The sequence below is a fragment of the Chryseobacterium manosquense genome (genome assembly GCF_014623485.1).
In the GTDB taxonomy this organism is placed as follows: domain Bacteria; phylum Bacteroidota; class Bacteroidia; order Flavobacteriales; family Weeksellaceae; genus Kaistella; species Kaistella haifensis.
Genome location: NZ_CP060203.1, coordinates 2,732,370 through 2,756,254 on the forward strand (window position 1 = coordinate 2,732,370; position 23,885 = coordinate 2,756,254).

Sequence of the window (23,885 nt, forward strand, 5' to 3'; positions counted from 1 at the left end):
TAAGTACGGCTCTATCAAAATTGAAATAAAATTTTTATAACTCATTACTAAAAATCAGTGGATTACACTTGCAGATTCAAAAATAATTCTTAATTTTGCAGTCCGAAATATAAGCTCGGTAGGTGAGAATCAGAGTTTATATAGAATAATAAATGCTTCCACATTCATTATTTACTAATTTTTAAAACAAAAAAATGGCTAAAAAAGTCTTTAAAATGGTTAAACTCCAGGTTAAAGGAGGGGCAGCAAACCCTTCTCCACCAGTTGGACCAGCACTAGGTTCTGCCGGTGTTAACATCATGGAGTTTTGTAAACAATTTAACGGAAGAACGCAAGACAAGCCTGGGCAAGTTTTACCTGTAGTAATTACAGTATACGAAGACAAATCTTTTGAATTCGTTATTAAAACTCCACCAGCTGCGATCCAATTATTAGAAGCTTCTAAAGTGAAGAAAGGTTCTGGTGAACCAAACAGAGCGAAAGTAGGAGCGGTTACTTGGGCACAAGTACAAAAAATCGCAGAAGATAAAATGACAGATCTTAACTGTTTTACGTTAGACTCTGCGATGACTATGATCGCAGGTACTGCAAGATCTATGGGATTGAGAGTAACAGGAACTAAACCAACTAACGCTTAAAACTAGTAGAAATGGCAAAATTAACAAAAAAGCAAAAGGAAGCTTTAAGCAAAATTGAGAAAAACAAAATTTACAGCCTTGACGAAGCTTCTGCTTTGGTGAAAGAAGTAAACTTTGCAAAATTTGATGCTTCTGTAGATATCGCAGTTAGATTGGGTGTGGATCCAAGAAAAGCGAACCAAATGGTAAGAGGGGTTGTATCTCTTCCACACGGTACCGGTAAAGATGTAAAAGTTTTGGCGCTTGTAACTCCTGACAAGGAAGCGGAAGCTAAAGAAGCTGGTGCAGATTACGTAGGTCTTGATGAGTACTTACAGAAAATTAAAGATGGCTGGACTGATGTTGACGTAATCGTTACCATGCCGGCTGTAATGGGGAAATTAGGTCCATTAGGTAGAGTATTAGGTCCAAGAGGATTGATGCCAAACCCTAAATCTGGAACTGTTACCATGGAAATCGGTAAAGCTGTAACTGAAGTGAAAGCTGGTAAAATCGATTTCAAAGTTGACAAATACGGTATTATCCACGCTGGAATTGGTAAAGTATCTTTCGATGCTGCAAAAATTAAAGAAAATGCACAAGAATTGGTGCAAACTTTACTTAAATTGAAACCAACCGCAGCTAAAGGTACTTATGTAAAAAGTATTTACTTATCTTCTACCATGAGTCCGGGTATTGCAATCGATACTAAATCTGTAAACTAAAATCTGATAAGACAATGACAAAAGAAGATAAAGTATTAGTAATACAAGAAATAAAAGAAATGTTACAAGACGCGAAAGTGGTTTATGTAGCAAATCTTGAAGGAATGAATGCTGCGTCGACTTCAGATTTTAGAAGACAAGCGTTTAAACAAAACATTACACTTAAAGTTGTAAAAAATACATTGTTGCAGAAAGCAATGGAACAAATCGACGGAGTAGATTACTCTGAAATGTTCCCAACTTTCAAAGGAAACACAGCGGTAATGGTAGCTGATACAGCTAACGCACCAGCTAAATTAATCCAGGGATTCAGAAAAAAAACTGAATTTCCTGCTTTGAAATCTGCTTTCTTACAAGAGACTTTCTACATCGGTGATGAAAACTTAGCAACTCTTGCCAACATCAAGTCAAGAGAAGAAATGATCGGAGAAATCATCGGATTGCTTCAATCACCAATCAGAAACGTACTTTCTGCTCTTCAAAACAAGCCGGAAACTGTTGAGGCAAAAGCCGAAGAAACTGCTGCTCCAGCTGCTGAAGAAACCAAAGTAGAAGAAACTGCAGCTCCAGAAGCTAGCGCTGAAGCTACGGACGCACCTAGTGCAGAGTAATTAGACTCAAAAAAAATCAAAATAAATCGTTCAACAAATTAAAACATTACAAAATGTCAGATTTAAAAAATTTAGCGGAAACGCTAGTAAACTTAACCGTAAAAGACGTAAATGAATTAGCTGCTATCCTTAAGGATGAGTACGGAATCGAGCCAGCTGCTGCTGCTGTAGTTATGGCTGCAGGTGGTGGTGAAGCTGCTGAAGAAAAAACAGAATTCGATGTAATCCTTAAATCAGCTGGTGCTTCTAAATTAGCAGTTGTTAAATTGGTAAAAGATTTAACTGGTGCTGGTCTTAAAGAAGCTAAAGATATGGTAGATGGTGCTCCTGCTCCAATCAAAACTGGTATCTCTAAAGACGAAGCTGAAGCTTTGAAAAAACAATTAGAAGAAGCTGGTGCAGAAGTAGAATTGAAATAATTTTTTAATTCAAAAATATATAGGGCTGTCTCAGTAATGAGGCAGCTTTTTTTATGAATTCTTTAACTAATTAATGTATATAATTTTTTTTACTGTATATTTGCAAGCAGAATATGTGAATGCAAATTCATTTGTTCAAAATATACAAATTGATAAAAACAATTCTTTATATCTTGCTTAAAAGGGAAGATTCATTTTCTGTGTTGCTCCTTAAATTATTTGGGGGAGCATTGTTGTTTTTATTGTTCCCAATAAGTACTTATTCTCAAGATTTTTATGCTCAGCAAAATGAAGATAATGGAATTACCATTATTGGTGATGCAAAAATCATTACTCGTGAAAATACATCTTTAAAAGAATCCTACACAGAAAATATTGCTAAGGAAGTAATCAAACAAACCTCTTTAAAGGATAAGGCTAAAGTTTTCGTCAAGGAAAAACATTTAAAGAATGCGTTGGCACAAACTAAAAAAAATAATGCCGAGAAATATAAAAATATTGAGGAAAAAATTAAAAAAAATCTTCAAAAGATAGAATATAATAATCCTTTTTCGAGTACAGATATGGCAAACCAAGCCAATAGTAATGCAAATGCAATCGGTACAGTGTTTAGCTTATCACAAAATTTTGCACCTGCTATTTGCATTTACCAATCACTCCGCAAAAAATTGGACGTATTGTATACCCAAAAAAACTATTACTATAATCATCATCTTTCTAAGCTCAATTTTTCTGAGCAATTTTCTGTAAGACCACCTCCTGCAATTATTTAATTTCAGACTTAAGCTATTTATAACAAATTAAATAGCGTTTCTTTTAATTAAATAATTATAAAAATGCATAATAAATACAAGTCATTATTATTTTTTCTATTCTATATAACTTTTAACGCGCAAGTAGGAATTAATACTACTACACCTAAATCTACATTAGATGTTAATGGTGATGTTGCTCTTAGAAATGCACTAAGCGTTGGTGGAACTGATACAACCAATGGTAGTGTTGGAAGCGTGGATCAGATTTTGGTTTCGCAAGGTACAGGTCTTCCGGCAGTTTGGAAGTATGCAAATGTTCCATTTATGGAAAACTCTCAATACAAGTTGATTAATACCTATCTTAAAAATGACGAAACTGGTATTACAACACTTTCAAACGGTGTCGCAGTATCGACTCCCGCTGTAAGTTCTCTTAATGAAGATTTTGATGGGACAAAATGGATGAAAATTACAAACCTTACCACAACATTGAATGTAAAGTCTGCACAGAATAAAATTACTTATCAGGTACAATCTGGGGTAGAATTGGTAAATAAAACAGTAGGAAATGGAGCTTCTGTAAATTACATCTGTGGTATTTTTAAAGCCAATAAATTGGTTGCAATGCGTCCTGACGGAATTATCGCAGTAGACACAAATCCGGTGCAGGGAATATTTACTCTAAATTATACTGAAGAAAATGTTCCTATTGGTACATATACTATGGATGTTGCATGTCGTAAAATAGCTATGTCTACTCCTTCAACTGATACTTATTTTAGAATTGGAATCAATGTACCTACCTACGGACCTGCGCCTGTAGTAACTAATACTACTTCTAATGCCTTTACTCTAAAGTCTCACTTTAAAGTTGATATAGCAGAATTGGTAACCTATACAAATTAAAAAATGAAAAAAGCATTTATTTTTTTTAGCATATTATCATTAGTCTTGTTTAGAGCACAAGGTAATATTGGTATAGCAACTACAAGTCCTAGAAATAATCTTGACGTTAATGGTGATTTAAACATTGGTAAAAAGGTGTTTTTAGATAATGGCTTGGGAACGTTACGTGCAGGGCAAGAGGGGCAACTTTTAGTTTCCCAAGGATCGGGTAAACCACCTACTTGGAAAACACTTAGAATTCCCGAGTATTTAAGCGGGCAATATTATTTAATTTTTAATGATTCTTACAGAGATTTTAATTCTGCCACACCAGGAGGTAATACTGGTCAAGGTATAACATTTACTGATCGCGAAACAGCAACAACTATTGTTCCTTCAACTGATTTTGTATTAAATACATCATATGCTACTTTATCAGCCACGGGAAAAAATTTTAAGTCGATTTCAGGACTTACAAAAGACTTTACGGTTAATAGTTCGCAAAGTAGTACTTATTTTATGTTTGAGACTGTTGTTCAACAAAATAATACAGCAGGTGATGCATCGGATATTAAATTTGCTTGTGGTATATTTGTAGATAATTTATTAAAGAGTATTAGAATTAATATGCTTCCTAGAAATCCTAATGCTTCAAGTACATTTGTAACTCATACTCAAATTGGAGGTGTAGAAAATCTTATTCCTGGAACGCATAATGTTAGAGTGGCTTGCACGAGATTGACAAATCCTGTTGCTGGTAAAACGATAGGTATTGGGGTTCCTGCAACCACAACAACTACTAATTTAAATAATTTTATGACACAATCTTCTCTAAAAGTAGATGTTTATGAAATTCCACAAAACTTCACATCTGTAATCCCATAGTCATGAAAAAAATATATTTAGTCTTATTGATTTTTGTAATAAGCATTTCAAATGCTCAGGTAGGCATAAATACCTCAACACCTGCAAAATCGCTAGATGTAAATGGAACCTTAAATGTAAGGAGAGAAATTAGAACTGGAGGAACAACAGCTACCGTAGGTGCGGCAGGTTCTGCTGGTCAGCTTTTTGGTGTAGTAAATGCTACTTCAGATACATGGAAGACTGTTCAAATTGCAAACGGAACAGGAAGTTTATCTTTGTTTTATTTGAATACGGTAAAAGATAATGTGGGGGTTCAGTTTACACAGACTGGAAATACTGGTATTTATAATATTGATGCCCCGTACAATGCAACCAATTGGGCATACATTCCAAATGCTACCGATAGTTTTGTGGTTACAAAAACAGACAATCTTTCAAAAGCAATACTTTCTTTTCAGACTACCGTGCAGCTAACGAGAGGGGCTGGTACAAATTGGGCATCGGGATTTGCTAGTTATTCTTGTGGAATATTTGTTGAAAAAGATGGAGCAGCAGGTCAACTAAAAGCGGTAAGAAATGATATAATCAGAGGAGCGCCGGGAGCGTACAGAGCTTATAACTTAAATGTTGTTTTAGATGGATTGTCTGCTGGTTCATATGTGGTTAAAGCTGCTTGTACGAATAGAAATTTGGGAACTGGAACTACTTTAACTCACATAGGGATTGGTCGACCCGTTGATACAACTACTTTAAATACAGATATGTCTCAATCTACGCTTACAACCTCACTTCTTCAGACTTATTAAGTTTCAATAAAAATTATTCTTAAAGTGTTCGCATTTTAATTTCTATAAGAAGCAAATACTTTAATTAAAGAAAAAATATGCAATAAAAAAACCATCTCATTTTGAGATGGTTTTTTTTGCTTATGAATTTAAAATATTGTAAATTTGCAGTCTCTTTTGGCGCTAAAATTAAACATAATACAGTAATCTATTGAAAATCAACTCTTTCATATTTTGAAAGGGCTCTTTCTATTTTATGGTATTGATGTATTTTTAAATCCATTAGATAAAAATAAAAATATTTTGCATTACACTGTGAAAAGATATACCAGTGTTGCAGTTAGAAAGATAAAGATTTAACTTAATGGAAAAGAGGTTCTTACGTGAGCGCCAAAAACACTTTTACTTTTTTTTGCTTTTAACTTATCTCTTGTCATTCTGATATTTTTGAATAAAAACAAAATATTTTTTAACCCCTCATTCTTTAAAATTTTTATGAGTAAATCTAAAGCAGTCGCTAAAACTCAGGGAAACGAAAGAATCAATTTTTCCGCAGCAAAAGGAAAAATTGAAACACCTGACTTTTTGGACATTCAGATCCAATCTTTCAAAGAATTTTTCCAGTTGGACACCCTTCCGGAGCAAAGAGTAAATGAAACTCTTTACAAAACCTTTGAAGAAAATTTCCCAATTACCGATTCCAGAAACCAGTTCGTACTGGAGTTTTTGGATTATTTGGTTGATTCACCGCGCTACTCGATCGACGAGTGTGTGGAAAGAGGACTGACTTATTCGGTTCCTTTGAAGGCAAGACTTAAATTGTATTGTACAGACCCTGAACACGAAGATTTTCAGACCGTTGTACAGGACGTTTATTTAGGTCCGGTTCCTTACATGACTCCTTCCGGATCCTTCATCATCAATGGTGCAGAACGTGTTATCGTAACTCAGTTACACCGTTCTCCGGGGGTATTCTTTGGTCAAACTTACCATGCCAACGGAACGAAGTTGTATTATTCCAGAATTATTCCTTTCAAAGGATCTTGGATGGAATTTACAACCGACATCAATAACGTAATGTATGCTTACATCGACCGTAAGAAAAAATTACCGTTAACAACTTTATTAAGAGCAATCGGATTTGAATCTGATAAAGATATTCTTCAGATTTTTGATCTTGCGGAAGAAGTGAAAGTTTCTAAAGCAGCATTGAAAAAAGTAGAAGGAAGAACTTTGGCTGCGAGAGTTTTGAACACTTGGTTTGAAGATTTCGTGGACGAAGATACAGGTGAAGTAGTTTCCATCGAAAGAAATGAAATCATCTTGGATAGAGAAACCGTTCTTGAAAAAGAACATTTAGACCTTATTTTGGATGCAGGTGTGAAATCAATTTTGATTCACAAAGAAAATTCAAACGAATTCTCCATCATTCAGAATACTTTACAAAAAGACCCTACAAACTCTGAAAAAGAGGCAGTAGAATACATTTACCGTCAGTTAAGAAACGCAGATCCGCCCGATGAAGAAACTGCAAGAGGAATCATTGAAAAATTATTCTTCTCTGAACAGCGTTACTCATTAGGTGAAGTTGGCCGTTACAGATTGAACAAAAAATTAGGTTTAAATATTCCTGAAAAAACGGAAGTTTTAACCAAAGAAGACATCATTTCCATCGTTCGTCACTTGATCGAATTGGTAAACTCAAAAGCGGAAGTTGATGATATCGATCACTTGTCAAACAGAAGAATTAAAACTGTTGGTGAGCAATTGGCAGGACAATTCGGTGTTGGTCTTTCAAGAATTGCGAGAACAATTCGCGAGAGAATGAACGTTAGAGATAACGAAATCTTTACTCCAATTGACCTTGTTAATGCAAAAACTTTAACATCAGTAATCAACTCATTCTTTGGTACCAACCAGCTTTCTCAGTTCATGGACCAAACCAACCCGCTATCAGAAATCACGCACAAGCGTCGACTTTCTGCACTAGGACCTGGTGGTTTATCAAGAGAAAGAGCAGGTTTCGAGGTGCGTGACGTTCACCATACTCACTATGGTCGTATCTGTCCGATCGAAACTCCTGAAGGACCAAACATTGGTTTGATTTCTTCTTTAGGAATCTATGCAAAAATCAACAACTTAGGTTTCATCGAAACTCCTTACCGTAAAGTAAACAACGGAAAAGTAGATTTGAAAACTCCTGCAGTTTTCTTGAATGCAGAAGATGAGGAAGATAAAGTTATTGCGCAGGCTAACGTTGAGATGAACGAAGACGGAACAATCGCTACAGACCGTGTAATTGCACGTCTTGATGGTGATTATCCGGTAGTTGAGCCACAGCAGGTTGACTTGATCGATGTTGCACCTAACCAGATTTCCGGTATTTCCGCTTCATTAATTCCATTCTTGGAGCATGATGATGCGAACCGTGCGCTGATGGGATCCAACATGATGCGTCAAGCTGTTCCTTTGTTGAAGCCACAGGCGCCAATCGTAGGTACTGGCTTGGAACAACAAGTTGCTAAAGACTCCAGAATTTTGATTAATGCTGAAGGAAACGGTACGGTAGAGTACGTAGATGCTGATAAAATTACCATCAAATACGAAAGAAGCGAAGACGATGATTTAGTATCATTCGAATCTGCGACGAAAACTTATAAACTGACCAAGTTCAGAAAAACCAACCAAAGTACAACCATCACTTTGAGACCAAACGTAAGAGTAGGTGATAAAGTGCAGAAAGGGCAAGTACTTTGCGACGGTTACGCAACTGAAAACGGAGAGTTGGCATTAGGTAGAAACCTTGTGGTAGCCTTCATGCCTTGGAAAGGATACAACTTTGAGGATGCGATCGTAATCAACGAGAAAGTAGTTCGTGAGGACTGGTTTACTTCAATCCACGTGGATGAATATTCATTGGAAGTTCGTGATACCAAATTAGGTATGGAAGAATTGACCGCTGATATTCCAAACGTTTCTGAAGAAGCTACTAAAGATCTTGATGAAAACGGTATGATCCGTATCGGAGCTGACGTGAAACCTGGAGATATTATGATTGGTAAAATCACTCCAAAAGGTGAATCTGATCCAACTCCGGAAGAAAAACTATTGAGAGCGATCTTCGGTGACAAAGCCGGTGATGTGAAAGATGCTTCTTTGAAAGCAGATTCATCATTAAGAGGAGTTGTAATTGACAAGAAATTGTTCTCAAGAAACATCAAAGACAAAAAGAAAAGATCCGAAGAGAAACTGAAACTTGAGGAAATCGAAAATACGTACAAAGCGAAATTCGATGAATTAAGAAATACCCTCCTCGAAAAATTAGGAACTTTGGTGAACGGTAAAACTTCGCAAGGTGTGAAAAACGATCTTGATGAAGAAATCATCGGAAAAGGAGTGAAATTTACGACCAAATTACTTCAAAGTGTTGAAGATTATGTAAACGTAAGTGGAGCAGACTGGACCGTAGATGCCGATAAAAATGAATTGGTTAAACAGTTGATTCACAACTATAAAATCAAATTCAACGATATTCAAGGGGTTAAAAACCGTGAGAAATTTGCAATCTCAATCGGAGACGAACTTCCAGCAGGTATCATTAAACTAGCTAAAGTTTACATCGCAAAAAAACGTAAACTGAACGTAGGTGATAAAATGGCAGGACGTCACGGTAACAAAGGTATTGTTTCTAGAATCGTTCGCGAAGAAGATATGCCATTCCTAGAAGACGGAACTCCTGTTGATATCGTATTGAATCCACTTGGGGTACCTTCACGTATGAACATCGGGCAGATCTACGAAACTGTTCTTGGATGGGCTGGTCAGAAATTAGGATTGAAATTCGCTACACCGATCTTCGATGGGGCTAATATCGATCAAATTACCGAGTACACCAATCAGGCAGGTCTTCCGGAATTCGGTTCAACTTATCTATATGATGGTGGAACTGGCGAGAGATTCTCTCAACCGGCAACTGTTGGGGTAATTTACATGCTGAAACTCGGTCACATGGTTGATGACAAAATGCACGCACGTTCTATCGGACCTTATTCATTGATTACGCAGCAACCTTTGGGTGGTAAAGCGCAGTTTGGTGGACAAAGATTCGGTGAGATGGAGGTTTGGGCACTCGAAGCATTCGGTGCATCCAATATCCTTAGAGAAATCCTTACCGTGAAATCGGATGATGTGATTGGTAGAGCGAAAACTTATGAAGCCATCGCGAAAGGTGAAGCAATGCCTGAACCAGGTATTCCGGAATCTTTCAACGTATTACTTCACGAGTTGCAAGGTCTTGGCCTTGATATAAGATTGGAGGAGTAAGTTAAAATTTAATTATTAAAAAATTAAATCATTAATTAACTCCAAGACGATAAGAACGAAAGTTATTTTTAAAGCTTTCAATCTTTTAATCTTTTAATCAAAATAAAAAATGTCAAATAAAAATAAAACAAGTAATTTTAGTAAAATTACGATCGGTCTTGCTTCTCCCGAATCGATCCTTCAGGATTCAAGAGGTGAAGTTTTAAAACCGGAAACCATTAACTACAGAACCCACAAACCGGAAAGAGACGGCTTGTTCTGCGAGAAAATATTCGGTCCTGTGAAGGATTACGAATGTGCTTGTGGTAAATACAAAAGAATCCGTTACAAAGGAATCGTGTGCGACAGATGTGGGGTAGAAGTTACCGAGAAAAAAGTACGTAGAGAAAGAATCGGCCACATCGGTCTAGTTGTTCCTGTGGCTCATATCTGGTATTTCCGTTCTTTACCTAACAAAATCGGTTACCTTCTTGGTTTACCTTCCAAAAAACTGGATATGATTATCTATTACGAAAGATATGTCGTAATCCAGCCGGGTATTGCTAAAAAAGCAGATGGTTCCGATTTCGAAGACAAAGAATTTTTAACAGAAGAAGAATATCTAGATATTTTAGATACACTTCCTGCTGAAAACCAATATCTTGATGATTCTGACCCAAATAAATTTGTTGCCAAAATGGGAGCAGAAGCGGTTGAAGAATTATTGAAAAGAATCGACCTAGATACGCTATCTTTCGATTTACGTCACAAAGCACACAACGAATCTTCAAAACAAAGAAGAACTGAAGCCCTAAAAAGATTAAATGTTGTTGAAGCCATCCGTGGTGCAAACACCAGAATGATCAACAAACCGGAATGGATGATTATGCGCGTTCTTCCTGTTATTCCACCAGAACTAAGACCATTGGTTCCATTGGATGGAGGGCGCTTCGCAACTTCAGATTTGAATGATCTTTACCGAAGAGTAATCATCAGAAACAACCGTTTGAAGAGACTTTTAGAGATCAAAGCTCCGGAAGTAATCCTTAGAAACGAGAAGCGTATGCTTCAGGAATCTGTAGATTCATTATTCGATAATACAAGAAAATCTTCTGCTGTTAAATCTGAATCTAACAGACCATTGAAATCTCTTTCAGATTCATTGAAAGGTAAGCAAGGTCGTTTCCGTCAGAACTTACTTGGTAAGCGTGTGGATTATTCAGCTCGTTCGGTAATTGTTGTAGGTCCAAACTTACAGCTTCACGAATGTGGTATCCCGAAAGATATGGCTGCAGAACTTTACAAACCGTTCATCATCAGAAAACTGATTGAAAGAGGTATTGTAAAAACCGTAAAATCAGCAAAAAGAATCATCGACAGAAAAGAACCTGTAGTTTATGACATCCTAGAAAACGTAATGAAAGGACACCCAGTTCTTTTGAACAGGGCACCTACTTTGCACAGACTGGGAATCCAGGCGTTCCAGCCAAAAATGATCGAAGGTAAAGCGATTCAGTTGCACCCATTGGTTACTACGGCATTCAACGCGGATTTCGATGGTGACCAGATGGCGGTTCACTTACCTTTAGGACCGGAAGCAATTTTGGAAGCTCAATTATTGATGTTAGGTTCTCAGAACATCTTGAACCCGGCAAATGGTTCTCCAATTACGGTACCATCTCAGGACATGGTTTTGGGTCTTTATTTCATGACCAAACAATTGGATTCTACAGATACGATGAAGGTGAAAGGCGAAGGTTTAGCTTTCTATTCACCGGAAGAAGTAGAAATAGCTTACGCAGAAGGACAAGTTTCTTTAAATGCTAAAGTAAGATGTAGATTGCCAATCAAAGAAGATGGCGTGATTACTACCAAGTTAACTGAAACTACCGTTGGAAGAATTTTATTCAACCAAATTGTACCAAAAGAATCAGGATATATCAATGAGCTTTTAACTAAAAAATCATTGAGAAACGTTATTGGTAGAGTTTTAGCGGATACCGATTTCCCAACGACTGTGAAATTCCTTGATGATATGAAGAACTTAGGTTATTCTAATGCATTCAAAGGAGGTTTATCATTTAGTTTAGGAGATATCGTGATCCCTGCGGAAAAGAAAACCATGATCGCGGAAGCGGTTGCTAACGTGGACGAAATTAAGGCCAACTATAACATGGGTCTTATTACAGACACCGAAAGATATAACCAGGTGATCGACGTTTGGACCAATACCAACGCGGGATTAACAGAAATGATCATGAGCAGAATGAAAACCGACCAAGGTGGGTTCAATTCAGTGTATATGATGCTTGATTCCGGTGCAAGGGGTTCCAAAGAACAGATCCGTCAGCTTTCCGGTATGCGTGGTTTGATGGCTAAGCCGCAAAAAGCTGGTTCTACAGGTGCTGAGATTATCGAAAACCCGATTGTAGCAAACTTTAAAGAAGGTCTTTCGATCCTTGAGTACTTTATCTCTACTCACGGTGCACGTAAAGGTCTAGCGGATACCGCTCTTAAAACTGCCGATGCTGGTTACCTAACCAGAAGATTGGTAGACGTTGCACAGGATGTGATCATTACTGAAAACGACTGTGGAACTTTAAGAGGAACAGAAATTACTCCATTAAAGAAAAACGACGAAATCGTAGAGAGACTTTCTGAAAGAATCTTAGGTAGAGTTTCTCTTCACAATGTTTACGATCCGGAAACCGATGAAGTAATCGCTAACGCAGACGAACTGATTAACGAGGCACTAGCCAAGAAAATCGAAGCAGCAGGAATTGAAGCAGTAGAAGTACGTTCACCACTTACTTGTGAAACCAAGAAAGGAATCTGTGCGAAATGTTACGGACGTAACCTTGCTACAGGTAAACCGATTCACATGGGTGAAGCAGTAGGAGTTATCGCAGCACAGTCTATTGGTGAGCCCGGAACCCAGCTTACGCTGAGAACCTTCCACCAGGGTGGTACTGCAGGAAATATTTCAGAAAATCCATCGATTGTTGCACGTCGCGACGGTATCGTGGAAATGGACGAGGTGAGAACGGTAACTTCGGAAAACGAAGAAGGCGTAAAAGCTGAAATCCTTGTGTCTCGTTCAACGGAATTCCGTTTGGTTGCAGACAATGCAGCACGTACACCATTGATGATTGCCAACGTTCCTTACGGTTCCGAATTACTGGTAAAACCAGGTGATAAAGTGAAAAAAGGCGATGTAATTGCGAAATGGGATCCATACAACGCGGTAATTATTGCTGAATCTGCCGGTAAGGTAGAGTACGAAGACATCATCCAGGGTATTTCATTCCAGTTGGAAATCGATGAGCAGACTGGTTTCGAAGAGAAAGTTATCTCTGAATCAAGAAACAAGAAAGCCGTTCCTACCTTGAAAGTGGTAGATTCCAAAGGAGTTGAGCAAAAAGCATACAACTTACCGGTTGGAGCTCACTTAATGGTAAATGATGGTGAGAAAATTAAGGCGGGTAAAGTCTTAATCAAAATTCCTAGAAAATCTGCAAAAGCAGGGGATATTACAGGAGGTTTACCAAGAGTAACCGAATTATTCGAAGCGAGAAATCCTTCTAATCCTGCTGTAGTTACAGAAATTGACGGGGTAGTTTCTTATGGTAAAATTAAGAGAGGTAACCGTGAATTAATCGTAGAATCTAAAACTGGTGAGATTAAGAAGTATTTAGTTAAACTTTCTAACCAGATCCTTGTTCAAGAAAACGACTTCGTGAGAGCTGGTTCGCCACTTTCCGACGGATCGATTACTCCGGACGATATCCTGAAAATCAAAGGACCAACTGCGGTTCAGGAATATTTGGTTAATGAAATTCAGGAAGTTTACCGACTTCAAGGGGTGAAAATTGATGATAAACACTTCGAAATCATCGTTAGACAGATGATGACGAAAGTATCGATCGTTGATGGTGGCGACACCCAGTTCCTTGAAGGTGCATTAGAGCATAAATTCGATTTCTTGGAAGAAAACAACCGTGTATTCGGATTGAAAGTTGTAACAGATGCCGGTGATTCCAAAGTCTTCAAACCAGGTCAGATGATTACCGCAAGAGAACTGAGAGACGAAAACTCTAAACTGAAACGTGAAGATTTAGCGTTAGTACAAGTGCGTGAAGCATTACCTGCAACTGCAACCCCGGTATTACAAGGGATCACCAGAGCAGCGCTACAAACCAAATCCTTCATGTCGGCAGCTTCGTTCCAGGAAACTACAAAAGTTCTCAACGAGGCAGCAGTATCCGGAAAAGTAGATTACCTAACAGGTCTGAAAGAAAACGTAATTGTAGGTCACAGAATCCCTGCAGGTACCGGTCTTAAAGATTATCAAAATGTAATCGTAGGGTCTAAAAAAGAATTTGAAGACTTGAACTAAATAAGATATTAGACAACAGACATCAGATTTCAGATATTTAACCGTTGAAGTCTGCTGTCTAAAGTCTAACATCTAAAATCTAACATCTAATATCTAAAATTTAAAAAAAAATGGACAACAACCAAAACAACGACCAAAACAACATCAACATCAACTTAAACGAGATGATCGCAGCAGGTGTTTACTGTAACCTAGCTTTAGTAAATCATTCTCCTTCAGAATTCGTAGTAGATTTTATCCAATTGATGCCGGGTGTGCAACAAGCTAACGTTCGTTCAAGAGTAATCTTGGCACCTTTGCACGCAAAAAGAGTATTGAATGCATTACAACAAAATGTTGCTAACTATGAGCAGCAATTTGGCGAAATCAAAGAGGTAGAGCCTTTCGTAGTAGGAGGTAACAACGTTCAAGCTTAAGATTTTTCGCTTAACATACAAATTCCGATTCATTTATTTGAATCGGGATTTTTGTTTAGTAAGCACTTTGAATAATTTTAAAATATAGTTTTAAATTTTAAACCATTGATTTTAAATCTTTAATCTATTTTCTTTTTTCTACTTAATTATTTAAGAATTGCGCCACAATATTTTGAAATTTTAACTTGTCAAAACCTGGCGTTGAGGGATGATGAAGTCCAATTGCTTTGCAAGTTCCGCCATCATAGTTTAATTCTCGGATGTTCCATCGGTTATCTATCTTGTCCAGATGCTTTCCCCATCCTGCTTTATTAAAACAATGTTCCCAAATACGGCTAGAAAAAACAATCACTTTTTCTGGCTTCGTCATATCCAAATACTCCCGGAAAGCGAGTTTTGCGGTATCCAGATCATTTCTGGTTGGCTTTTGGTCGGACGATGAAAACGGTGTTTGTATCGCATTGGCAAATGCAATTTTATCCCAAATGTCGTGTTTCCCACCTTGGTTTAATACAGCATCGACTTTATCATAAAAATTGGCTGAGATGATTCTCAGTTCTTTTATTTTTTCAACCGTAAACTCCGACAAATTATGAGGTAAACCATTATTGAAATAATGAGAATCTCCAATGATTAATAATTTTCCAAGCTCAGAAGTACCATAGTTTTTTCCGATATGGGGTTTGTATGTGAGGTTTTTCAAAGTGTTTTTTGTGTTTTTTTAATGAAAATATTATTTTAATAATAAGCAATCTTCTTTCTGCATTAAAAAACTCCGAACCTACCCACGGGAGGCGGGAGAGGTTGGGGATTTTGGAGAGGTGGTGGTCTTTTTGGGTTGAATGCATTTGTTAGATTAAATATATGAATTATTAAAACTCATAAGTTATGTCTATACTTAACACATTTAGACGATTAGTATGTTTGTTAAATTTTGCACTTACATCAAATACTGGATTTTGTATAGCCATAGATGTTTCCAAAAGATGATTGTATTCAGATGAAAGTTCTGAATTTACATGTCTTTTACTAATTTTTGTTCCAGATGTTCGAGAATCTCGAGCATCAATTAGAGATATAAGCTCTAATTCATGATTAAGATTGTTTTCTCTGATTAATTTTCGAAGATTATCAATGTTTTTATTCAGATCGAAATTATCTTGTAATTCATAAGTATCGGAAATTTCTAAAGATGTCTTATCAATTTTGGTAGTTTCAGACTTAATTTCTCCAGAGCCTTTGATCAACTTATAAAGAGCTTCTATTTTTCCTGCGAAAGTATTTACTTCGCTTTGTGATTCCTTCACTTTTGTTTTAATTGATTTTGCACCTAATAATTGCCCAACCTTTTTAAACAGATGAATTTTTTCTTTCAGGAAATAACTAGCATCCAAATTATCACTTACGTAAATGTTGTTTTTATATGGATGAAGAAAATATACTGAATTTTGAGAAGGTCTTCCACCGACTAACGTAAATTTTTTTAAAAAATCTGCTAAGTCATAGTCGAAAGATTTAACTTTAATTGTTTTTGGCAACTGCTTATTGGGAGGTAATTGGTATTCATATCCTCGTGCTTTTTCGTCTGCTTGGAATAATATAACTTCAGGAAGTTGTTCTTTCATTTGTAATTTATTTTAATATAAAATATGCTATTGAAGTACATAAAATTAATATGAGCAATGCAATACTAATATATTTGTTTAGTTTTCTTTTTAAGATATTATTTTCTTCAATTTTCTTAACAATTTGTAAAGTTTTTTCAAAATCAATTGTTCGATTTATCTTTTTTGAATCTAAAATTAGAAGTTGTAAAATTTGCTCAAGATTATATTTTTCATCAAGAAAATACATATAAAAAATTTGCCTACCCATGTTATCTTTATCTACATAGTGAGATGAAAATAGGATAGCATTATTTTTTTCTTTTATTGCAAGAAAATCGTCTCTAAAGATCTCTTTGTATTTTTTTGTATCCGAAAATAGTTGAATGTATTGTAGATTATCTGGACTTTTTGAAAGAACTTCACCATTTAAAACAAGGTAATTATCTCCGTTGTTGTTTTCATTTTGTGATAATAGTAATCTTTTCATTTTTTTTCGAAAATTAAGTTTGTTATTTCTATCAGCTCTTTCTCGGATGTTAGATTGATGAAATGAGTTTTCTCCAATAGTTTATTATATGTTTTATTTTTTAACATGTTTCTAAACTTTCCTGGAATCGTACCTTTTTTTTCTTGGCATTTATCTAAGTGTGAAGCAAATACTATTAATTTTTTAGTCTTATTTTTCTCAAAGTAATCGAAAAGATATAAAAATCTGCTGTTGCATTCTCTTTCATAATCAAGTTCTGTAAAATATCTACTAATATCAAAAAAATAGAAAATAACATCAGATTTTTCCATTATTGAAATATAGAACATTCTATTATAGTCTATTCCACTAATATCTTCGCCAGCTTCAATGTGAATAATCTTTCCAGAATTTGTTTCATAAGTGAATTCGGAATACGGAGTGTGTAGATCAGTATTTTTTTCTTCATATTCAACTTTTCGAAGATGGCATAAATATAGTGTCTTGCCAGATCCTTGCATGCCTAATATTCCTAATTTATTTCTGTTCGGATCTTTAAAAAGATTTTTTATGTTTTCTGCAAATTTTCTCGAAGCTAAAAAAATTGCTACTCCTCCTGTAAGGATACTTATGATCCAGATTAATGGTAATAATGGCATTTTGTATTTTTAATTGTTCTACAAATCTACTCCTCAACTCAGACAAACCACGTCTGAGTAAAAAAGATTTTTTTAAATCTTAGTGCTAAGTTAAACCAAAGCTTAAATAGAGTTTTACGGAAAACCGTAAAAGTCTATTTAATTTTCAGCAAACATAAAACCTCAATCAGACAAACCGTGTCCTTTAGCTTTTTAACGCAATATTTTTTTTCATCATTTGTATTTCGAGTGACAATTTATATTAATTTCTTGTCATTTTTCTGTACAATTCTGTACAAGATTGATAGGTTTATAACTAAATTTGATTTCAATTTTTAAAACTATGAACCGGGAAATAAATGGTTTGAACCAATTGCGGAAAATCATCGCAAAACAATTTGGGAAAGACATAAAAACAGCTACAGATTGTGATAATCTGGTAAGTGTGATCATTCGAGATTGTAAAACAAACATCAGTTCTCAAACTCTTCGCCGGTTTTTTGGTTTGATAAAAACTACTTCTGAACCAAGTAATTTCACTTTAGATTTGCTTTGTCAATTTTGTGGATATAGTAATTTTGAAGCGTTTATTAATGCTTGCAACAATCAGGAACTCGAACTATTCTTTGGAAATCCTGAAAATACAAATCATAATTATTGGGACAGAAGTGAGCAGTTGTGCAAGCAGATCATCAAGTCGCCCGAGCTTTTGGTAAGCACCCATCACCACTTGATGTCTTTTCCGATGGCAAGAAAATATTTTATGGAAAATCATCCGCTTCGTGATTTGTTAGGTTCAGTTTACGCCCAGTATTTTTCGGCTTATCTAAAATACAACATGAGCAACGAAGCTAAAATCTTTGCTTACGGTTTTCTTTTTCAAAGTAGTTTTCTTTTGCAGAATACTGAGTTGATGGAATTGTATTACAAAAAAGTTAAAGAAACCGAACTTTCGGATGAAGTCCACGTCATTCCTGCTGGTTTGAAATACGGCGTGCAACTTCTTTATGCCGATTTCACGGGAAACGAAAATCTTTATAGAAAGTATTTTGCCGAAATGAAAAAAGCAAGACTTCTTTATCGAAAAGCGTCAGAAAAATCAGTTTGCAGTTTTGAATCTACGGTTCTGGAATCCCTGATTTTTACCAATCGTACCAAAGAAATGAAATTTTTGATTGAGAATAATACCTTTCAACTCAATAATGATGAAGATTACATCCCTTCACAAAGAAAAGAAACACACGATGAGGTTTGGAAAATTCTTTGCGCTGTAGCTTATCACAAAATGGGCGAGAAGAACAGTACGGAGCATTTTTTGAATCAAATTAATTTGAAGAATTTGGGAACTGGTTGGGAAAAATATTATTCACTGTTGTACTATTCTGTCTATTTTCATTCGGCTCAGCTAGACCAAAAAGTTGAATGTATTTCCCAATTAAAGAAATTGATTGATGAAACTTATTTCAGCTATTATCAGGATTATGTGATTGAGTTTTCAAAAGAATTGGATCCTTTCGTATTAGGAGGTAACAACGTTCAAGCTTAAGATTTCTTCTTAAATATATCAATCCCGATTCTTCACTGAGTCGGGATTTTTTATTTATTTACCGCTCTTTCGGCGGTTATCTTTTTTTTCAATGCATATTAAAAAAAATATAGCATTATCAAAACTATAAATATGAGTTTATTATTTCTTATTTTTGAAGTCTAAGTTTATTGTTATGAAAGTTGTTTCTTTTTTCGCCGGTGCCGGAGGTTTAGATCTTGGTTTTGCAAAAGCAGGTTTTGATGTTATATGGGCAAATGAATATGATAAAGAAATATGGGCAACCTATTCAAGAAATCATAAAAATACAATTTTAGATAAAAGAAGTATTGTGGATATTCCGTCAGAAGATGTTCCTGATTGTGATGGGATTATTGGAGGACCTCCTTGTCAAAGTTGGTCTGAAGCAGGCTCATTACGTGGTATAACAGATAAAAGAGGGCAATTGTTTTTTGAATTTATGCGGATTTTGGCTGATAAAAAACCTAAGTTTTTTTTAGCAGAAAATGTATCCGGTATGCTGCTCCCGACTCACAAAGATGCTTTAGAGAATATAAAGCAAATGTTTATGGAAATCGGTTATGAGCTTTCTTTTCAATTGCTTAATGTATCTGATTTCGGAATTCCACAAGATAGAAAGAGGGTCTTTTTTATTGGTTATAGAAAAGATTTAGGATTGAAATTTACTTTCCCACGACCTTTTGATTCTTCGAAAAAAGTTACTTTGAGAGATGTTATTGATGATTTAAAAGATAATGTGTTGCCTGCAAAAGAAGGGAATATTACTAACGGTGAAAAATGTTTTTTTCCTAATCATGAATATATGATAGGTGGTTTTTCATCAATATTCATGTCTAGAAATAGAGTTCGTTCATGGGATGAATGTTCTTTTACAATTCAAGCAGGTGGCAGACATGCTCCACTTCATCCACAGGCTCCAAAAATGGAATTTGTAGAACAGAATGTAAGGCGCTTTGCCTTAGGGCAAGAACATCTATATAGACGATTAAGTGTGCGAGAATGTGCAAGAATTCAGACTTTTCCTGACGAATTTTTCTTTGAGTATAATAATGTTACAGCGGGCTATAAAATGATAGGCAATGCTGTTCCGGTAGATATGGCAAAAATTTTAGCTAAAAGAATTTATTTTGACTTAACTAATATCAAGGTCACAAGAAAGGTCATAAGTAAAAGACATGCAAAAATAATCAACGGAAACAATGTTATTGAAAAAATGATTGAAATTGTTAATAAAGCATCTGTTTAATGGCAAAACAAACTACAAATGGTAAAGCGTTCGAATATGCTTTAGTAAATCATTCTCCTTCAGAATTCGTAGTAGATTTTATCCAATTGATGCCGGGTGTGCAACAAGCTAACGTTCGTTCAAGAGTAATCTTGGCACCTTTGCACGCAAAAAGAGTATTGAATGCATTACAACAAAATGTTGCTAACTATGAGCAGCAATTTGGCGAAATCAAAGAAGTAGAGCCTTTCGTAGTAGGACAGAACAACGTACAGGCATAAGCCCAAACGTTTTACAAAATAGAAATCCCGGTTCAGCAATGAACCGGGATTTTTTATTTATTTACCGCTCTTTGTACGGTTGTCTTTTTTACAAAGCATCATCAGGTTGTCTTCCGTGGTCAGTCCGCCATCTTTCCATGGGATGATATGGTCGCCTTCCATTTCCTCAAATTCGAAATGCTGTTGGCAAACCGGGCAGATTCCGTTTTGCTTTTGGTAGGCTTTTCTTTTGGTCTTCACATCAAACGTTCTCAGATCCAGATGCCGCTCATCTCCCGTCAGGACGTAGGGATATATTCCTTTTTCGGTTTTCACTTCGTCATCCTCCACCAGCTCGGCTATTTGTTTTTCAATGGCGTCAGTATCAAGCACCGCATCTTTGTATTCGTCATACCACTTGCCCCAGTCCAGACCTTTCATAGAAGAGCGATACTTTTTAAAAGTATTTCTTTGCCAGGTAATCACGGCTTCGAAGTATTGTTTTAAGGCATTCGCATTCGGGTCGTGCTGGTGTTCGCCCATGTATTTTTCTATGTTTCCTTTGGATATCCAGTTCAGCACCGTTTCCAGATAATCTTGTCTTTTGGCAGAACCCGTAAGCAAATCATGCCCACGGTTGTAAGCTGGCCCGCTTGCTTTGCTGAAGTATTTCTTCGCGTCGCTCAGCCAGGGACCTGCGTAAGATGCGTTCCGAAGTTCCTGCTTCGTAAGCACCGCGCCGGCAATATTGATGGTTTCGAACCATTCCAGTTTTTCGCTGGGCGTGCCTTCGCAGATGTAGATCAGGAGTTTGTAATCGAGGATTTTCTGCTGCTCATCGTCCTGCAGGTTTTCGTAGGCCAGCATATTGCCGCGTGTTTTTACCGAGTAGTCGTTTGCGACATACTGGCAGATGGAGATGGTACGTTGTTGTCCGTCGATGATTTCATAAGAGCCGTCCTCCCGAACCGCCCAGTACATCACGTTCAGTGGGTGGCCTTTCATTACGGTATCTATTACCATGGCGCGTTGCTTGTCATCGTACACAAACTCGCGCTGAAAGGGTGGCCTCACATCCAACTTGCTGCCATAGGCTACTACGCCGTCGTCGCCTTTGTCTTCGTAACCCGCCGTAAGTTCGCGGATGGTAATCTCATGTAATTTTATTTCCATCTATGTTTTATTTTTATTTTTTATGTCATTTTCGGGATCGGTAATTATTTTTTGCTGCTCGTCCACGAATGTAGAGTCTTTTAATTTCTTAATGGACTTAATGTAATCTATCTTATCAAGCGTTTGCCTTTGCTCCTTTACCATGTCCAGAAGAATGCGGAACCTTTCCTTTTTGTTCAGTTTGTTTTTTATGAGGGTAGCATTCAAACTTTCCAGATTGGTAAGAATTGCCAACTCATTTATACTTGCTATATCACGGATATTCTCACCCTTCAAAACTCGTTCTGGGTTTGCTTCTCGCCACTGCTTTGCGGTACAGCCGAAGAGCACAATGTTCAACAAATCTGCTTCCTCCGCATAAACCCATTCTTTTTTTTGGGAGTATGAGAGATTAGGTACAATATAGTTTTTAACTGCGTCTGTATGGATCTGGTAATTTGCTTTACTCAGTATTCGCCTCACATTCCATTCTAATCCATAAGAGTTGCTTTCAATTTCTTTCAGACGTTGATACTCTTTAATGATGTACAGTTTGAATACCGGACTTATTGCCGACCCAAATTCAAAGGCTATATCTTTGTGAGCGTACGTTCCTCCGTATTTTCCCTGTTTCGAAATGATACCAATAGCATTTGTACTTTCTACCCAGTTACTTACGCTCATGGTAAATGTGGGCAGACCCGCTTCTTTTCTAAAGTGGTCAAATTCGACCACTTTAAAATCCGGATTATAAATACTTTCCCAAGTTCCCAAAAATTCTAGGGTTCCCCTGTTGCGCAGCCAGTTTTTTATAATATCTGCGGCACGGGAATCATCATCCTTCGCTTTTACCATATCGGTAAGAGAAATGTAATCCTCATTATTGATGCTCGTTATTGCAATTTTTATGTTCTGTACGGTAATGGAATTGTTCTTTGCCATGATTAATTTAATTTTTAAATAATATAAAAAGAAAGTTTTGCCGTAAGTTCGCGGAGGGTAATCTCATGTAATTTTATATCCATCTATTGTAGTTTTTTGTTTTTAATTAAAATGCGAGCATATATTTCTTTACCATTAATAGTAAATCTCTTTCCAAAATTGGGATTATCCTCTACGTATCTATCAATTCCGATTAGTTCAAACTGCTTCGGATTATATTTATCTAAAAAAGTAATTGGAACTCCCATAACACCCTTATAATCTTGCGGTATTTCGGCAACTCTATTAACATTTATTGCATCATAATTATCATACTTTGGATATTCTTGAGGTGTGTAGTGTTTAAATAAATCTAATTCTTCATGACGTTTGGAATGATCTAAATTGGTAAACCAACAGGTATTTCCTAAACTTCTCCAATTATTACCTTTTTCATCCCGCCAACTGCGAGTATCCCGCATCTCGTATTCGTCTGGTACTATGAACGACATGTCACCTGCTTTATGTCCTAGCCAAATTTTGTTTTCTTTTAAAAGAGAGAAAATTTCTTTCGTAGTGATGCTATTTTGTGTTCCCACAATTAAAAATTTCTTATCATATTCAACCAGCTGCGCCACATATTCCCTGAACAAAGAAAACGGGGGGTTCGTCACCACAATATCCGCCTGCTTCAGCAGTTCAATACTTTCTGCCGACCGGAAATCGCCGTCGCCTTCAAGCTCGATGATGCCAATCTCTTCTGCGTTGGGCGTTTTATCACCGTTCTTATCCCCATTGTATTCCAGCATCACGGCCTTTTCGTTTTCATGGGTGCTGAAAAGATCCATGTTCTGGTTTTTGTAGCAGGTAGTGATGAGTTTCTTTAAACCCAGAGATTCAAACCGATGGCTGAAGTAGTGGAAGAAGTTCGAAACGCGCGGGTCGTCGCAGTTGCAGAAAACAGTCTTGCCACGAAAATGATCTTTATAATGTTTCAGTTCGTTTTCTATGTCTGCCAGTTGGGTATAGAATTCATCTTTCTTGGCATTCTTGGCCTGATGAAGATTTTTGTTGAGAGATTTTGCCATACCTCAAAGATAATTATTTGCCCCGAACCGCCCAAATGGACGCCAAGCCTCCAAATTTTCGGTCTTCAACCCAGAAAATGAGGCTCGGAACCCCAAAAATGGGGCTTGGAACCCCAAAAATGAGGTCTCGCACCCCAAAAATGAGGTCTCGCACCCCAAAAATGGGGCTTGGAAACCCCAAAA

The 23,885-nt window shown here is 36.6% G+C and carries 21 protein-coding genes; 14 read left to right on the forward strand and 7 right to left on the reverse strand.

The window, feature by feature from the left end; genetic code table 11:
* The first annotated feature begins 194 nt into the window (after positions 1 to 194).
* From rplK to H0S70_RS13045, 11 genes are all read left to right on the forward strand, one after another.
* A complete protein-coding gene (rplK, locus tag H0S70_RS12995; protein ID WP_031501375.1) occupies positions 195 to 638 on the forward strand; it encodes a 50S ribosomal protein L11 in 444 nt (147 codons plus the stop codon).
* An 11-nt stretch (positions 639 to 649) separates the two neighbouring features.
* Entirely contained in the window at positions 650 to 1,342 is a 693-nt protein-coding gene (rplA, locus tag H0S70_RS13000) for a 50S ribosomal protein L1 (RefSeq protein WP_123248721.1), read from the forward strand.
* A gap of 14 nt (positions 1,343 to 1,356) precedes the next feature.
* Entirely contained in the window at positions 1,357 to 1,953 is a 597-nt protein-coding gene (rplJ, locus tag H0S70_RS13005; protein WP_188321083.1) for a 50S ribosomal protein L10, read from the forward strand.
* Between the two features lie 53 nt (positions 1,954 to 2,006).
* Complete coding sequence (rplL, locus tag H0S70_RS13010; RefSeq protein ID WP_031501378.1) at positions 2,007 to 2,372, forward strand: 50S ribosomal protein L7/L12; 366 nt, start codon at positions 2,007 to 2,009, stop codon at positions 2,370 to 2,372.
* A 149-nt stretch (positions 2,373 to 2,521) separates the two neighbouring features.
* Positions 2,522 to 3,145, forward strand: a complete 624-nt coding sequence (locus tag H0S70_RS13015) for a hypothetical protein (protein ID WP_188321084.1) — start codon at positions 2,522 to 2,524, stop codon at positions 3,143 to 3,145.
* Between the two features lie 63 nt (positions 3,146 to 3,208).
* Positions 3,209 to 4,033 (forward strand): hypothetical protein, encoded by an 825-nt coding sequence (locus tag H0S70_RS13020; RefSeq protein WP_188321085.1) that lies wholly within the window; start codon positions 3,209 to 3,211, stop codon positions 4,031 to 4,033.
* A gap of 3 nt (positions 4,034 to 4,036) precedes the next feature.
* On the forward strand, positions 4,037 to 4,897 hold the full coding sequence (locus H0S70_RS13025) for a hypothetical protein (RefSeq protein ID WP_188321086.1): 861 nt from the start codon (positions 4,037 to 4,039) through the stop codon (positions 4,895 to 4,897).
* 2 nt (positions 4,898 to 4,899) lie between these two features.
* On the forward strand, positions 4,900 to 5,685 hold the full coding sequence (locus H0S70_RS13030; protein ID WP_188321087.1) for a hypothetical protein: 786 nt from the start codon (positions 4,900 to 4,902) through the stop codon (positions 5,683 to 5,685).
* Between the two features lie 474 nt (positions 5,686 to 6,159).
* Positions 6,160 to 9,987, forward strand: a complete 3,828-nt coding sequence (rpoB, locus tag H0S70_RS13035) for a DNA-directed RNA polymerase subunit beta (RefSeq protein WP_188321088.1) — start codon at positions 6,160 to 6,162, stop codon at positions 9,985 to 9,987.
* A 109-nt stretch (positions 9,988 to 10,096) separates the two neighbouring features.
* Complete coding sequence (rpoC, locus tag H0S70_RS13040) at positions 10,097 to 14,362, forward strand: DNA-directed RNA polymerase subunit beta' (protein ID WP_188321089.1); 4,266 nt, start codon at positions 10,097 to 10,099, stop codon at positions 14,360 to 14,362.
* Positions 14,363 to 14,472: 110 nt separating this feature from the next.
* A complete protein-coding gene (locus H0S70_RS13045) occupies positions 14,473 to 14,778 on the forward strand; it encodes a DUF3467 domain-containing protein (RefSeq protein ID WP_188321090.1) in 306 nt (101 codons plus the stop codon).
* Positions 14,779 to 14,920: 142 nt separating this feature from the next.
* On the opposite strand, the gene H0S70_RS13050 is transcribed toward H0S70_RS13045, so the two are convergent.
* The 4 genes from H0S70_RS13050 to H0S70_RS13065 form a co-directional block, all read right to left on the reverse strand.
* A complete protein-coding gene (locus H0S70_RS13050) occupies positions 14,921 to 15,481 on the reverse strand; it encodes a hypothetical protein (protein WP_188321091.1) in 561 nt (186 codons plus the stop codon).
* 169 nt (positions 15,482 to 15,650) lie between these two features.
* Positions 15,651 to 16,403 carry a hypothetical protein gene (locus H0S70_RS13055; RefSeq protein ID WP_188321092.1) on the reverse strand — a complete coding sequence of 251 codons (753 nt, stop codon included), beginning with the start codon at positions 16,401 to 16,403 and terminating at the stop codon, positions 15,651 to 15,653.
* Between the two features lie 7 nt (positions 16,404 to 16,410).
* Positions 16,411 to 16,872, reverse strand: a complete 462-nt coding sequence (locus tag H0S70_RS13060) for a hypothetical protein (RefSeq protein WP_188321093.1) — start codon at positions 16,870 to 16,872, stop codon at positions 16,411 to 16,413.
* Complete coding sequence (locus H0S70_RS13065; RefSeq protein ID WP_188321094.1) at positions 16,869 to 17,510, reverse strand: hypothetical protein; 642 nt, start codon at positions 17,508 to 17,510, stop codon at positions 16,869 to 16,871. The genes H0S70_RS13060 and H0S70_RS13065 overlap by 4 nt, the downstream gene beginning before the upstream one ends.
* A gap of 322 nt (positions 17,511 to 17,832) precedes the next feature.
* Here H0S70_RS13065 and H0S70_RS13070 point away from each other — a divergent pair, with 322 nt between their 5' ends.
* The 3 genes from H0S70_RS13070 to H0S70_RS13080 all read left to right on the forward strand — a co-directional run bounded on the left by H0S70_RS13070 (position 17,833) and on the right by H0S70_RS13080 (position 20,562).
* On the forward strand, positions 17,833 to 19,035 hold the full coding sequence (locus H0S70_RS13070) for a hypothetical protein (RefSeq protein ID WP_188321095.1): 1,203 nt from the start codon (positions 17,833 to 17,835) through the stop codon (positions 19,033 to 19,035).
* Positions 19,036 to 19,210: 175 nt separating this feature from the next.
* Positions 19,211 to 20,302 (forward strand): DNA cytosine methyltransferase, encoded by a 1,092-nt coding sequence (locus H0S70_RS13075; RefSeq protein WP_188321096.1) that lies wholly within the window; start codon positions 19,211 to 19,213, stop codon positions 20,300 to 20,302.
* Positions 20,302 to 20,562 (forward strand): DUF3467 domain-containing protein, encoded by a 261-nt coding sequence (locus H0S70_RS13080; protein WP_228453748.1) that lies wholly within the window; start codon positions 20,302 to 20,304, stop codon positions 20,560 to 20,562. The genes H0S70_RS13075 and H0S70_RS13080 overlap by 1 nt, the downstream gene beginning before the upstream one ends.
* Before the next feature lie 57 nt (positions 20,563 to 20,619).
* Here H0S70_RS13080 and H0S70_RS13085 read toward each other — a convergent pair whose 3' ends face one another.
* The 3 genes from H0S70_RS13085 to H0S70_RS13095 form a co-directional block, all read right to left on the reverse strand.
* Positions 20,620 to 21,714, reverse strand: a complete 1,095-nt coding sequence (locus H0S70_RS13085) for a GmrSD restriction endonuclease domain-containing protein (RefSeq protein ID WP_188321097.1) — start codon at positions 21,712 to 21,714, stop codon at positions 20,620 to 20,622.
* The gene (locus H0S70_RS13090) at positions 21,715 to 22,635 is read right to left on the reverse strand and encodes a KilA-N domain-containing protein (protein ID WP_188321098.1); all 921 of its coding nucleotides are present in this window, start codon (positions 22,633 to 22,635) and stop codon (positions 21,715 to 21,717) included. It abuts the gene before it with no gap.
* 83 nt (positions 22,636 to 22,718) lie between these two features.
* Entirely contained in the window at positions 22,719 to 23,702 is a 984-nt protein-coding gene (locus H0S70_RS13095) for an adenine-specific methyltransferase EcoRI family protein (RefSeq protein WP_188321099.1), read from the reverse strand.
* Positions 23,703 to 23,885: the final 183 nt, after the last annotated feature.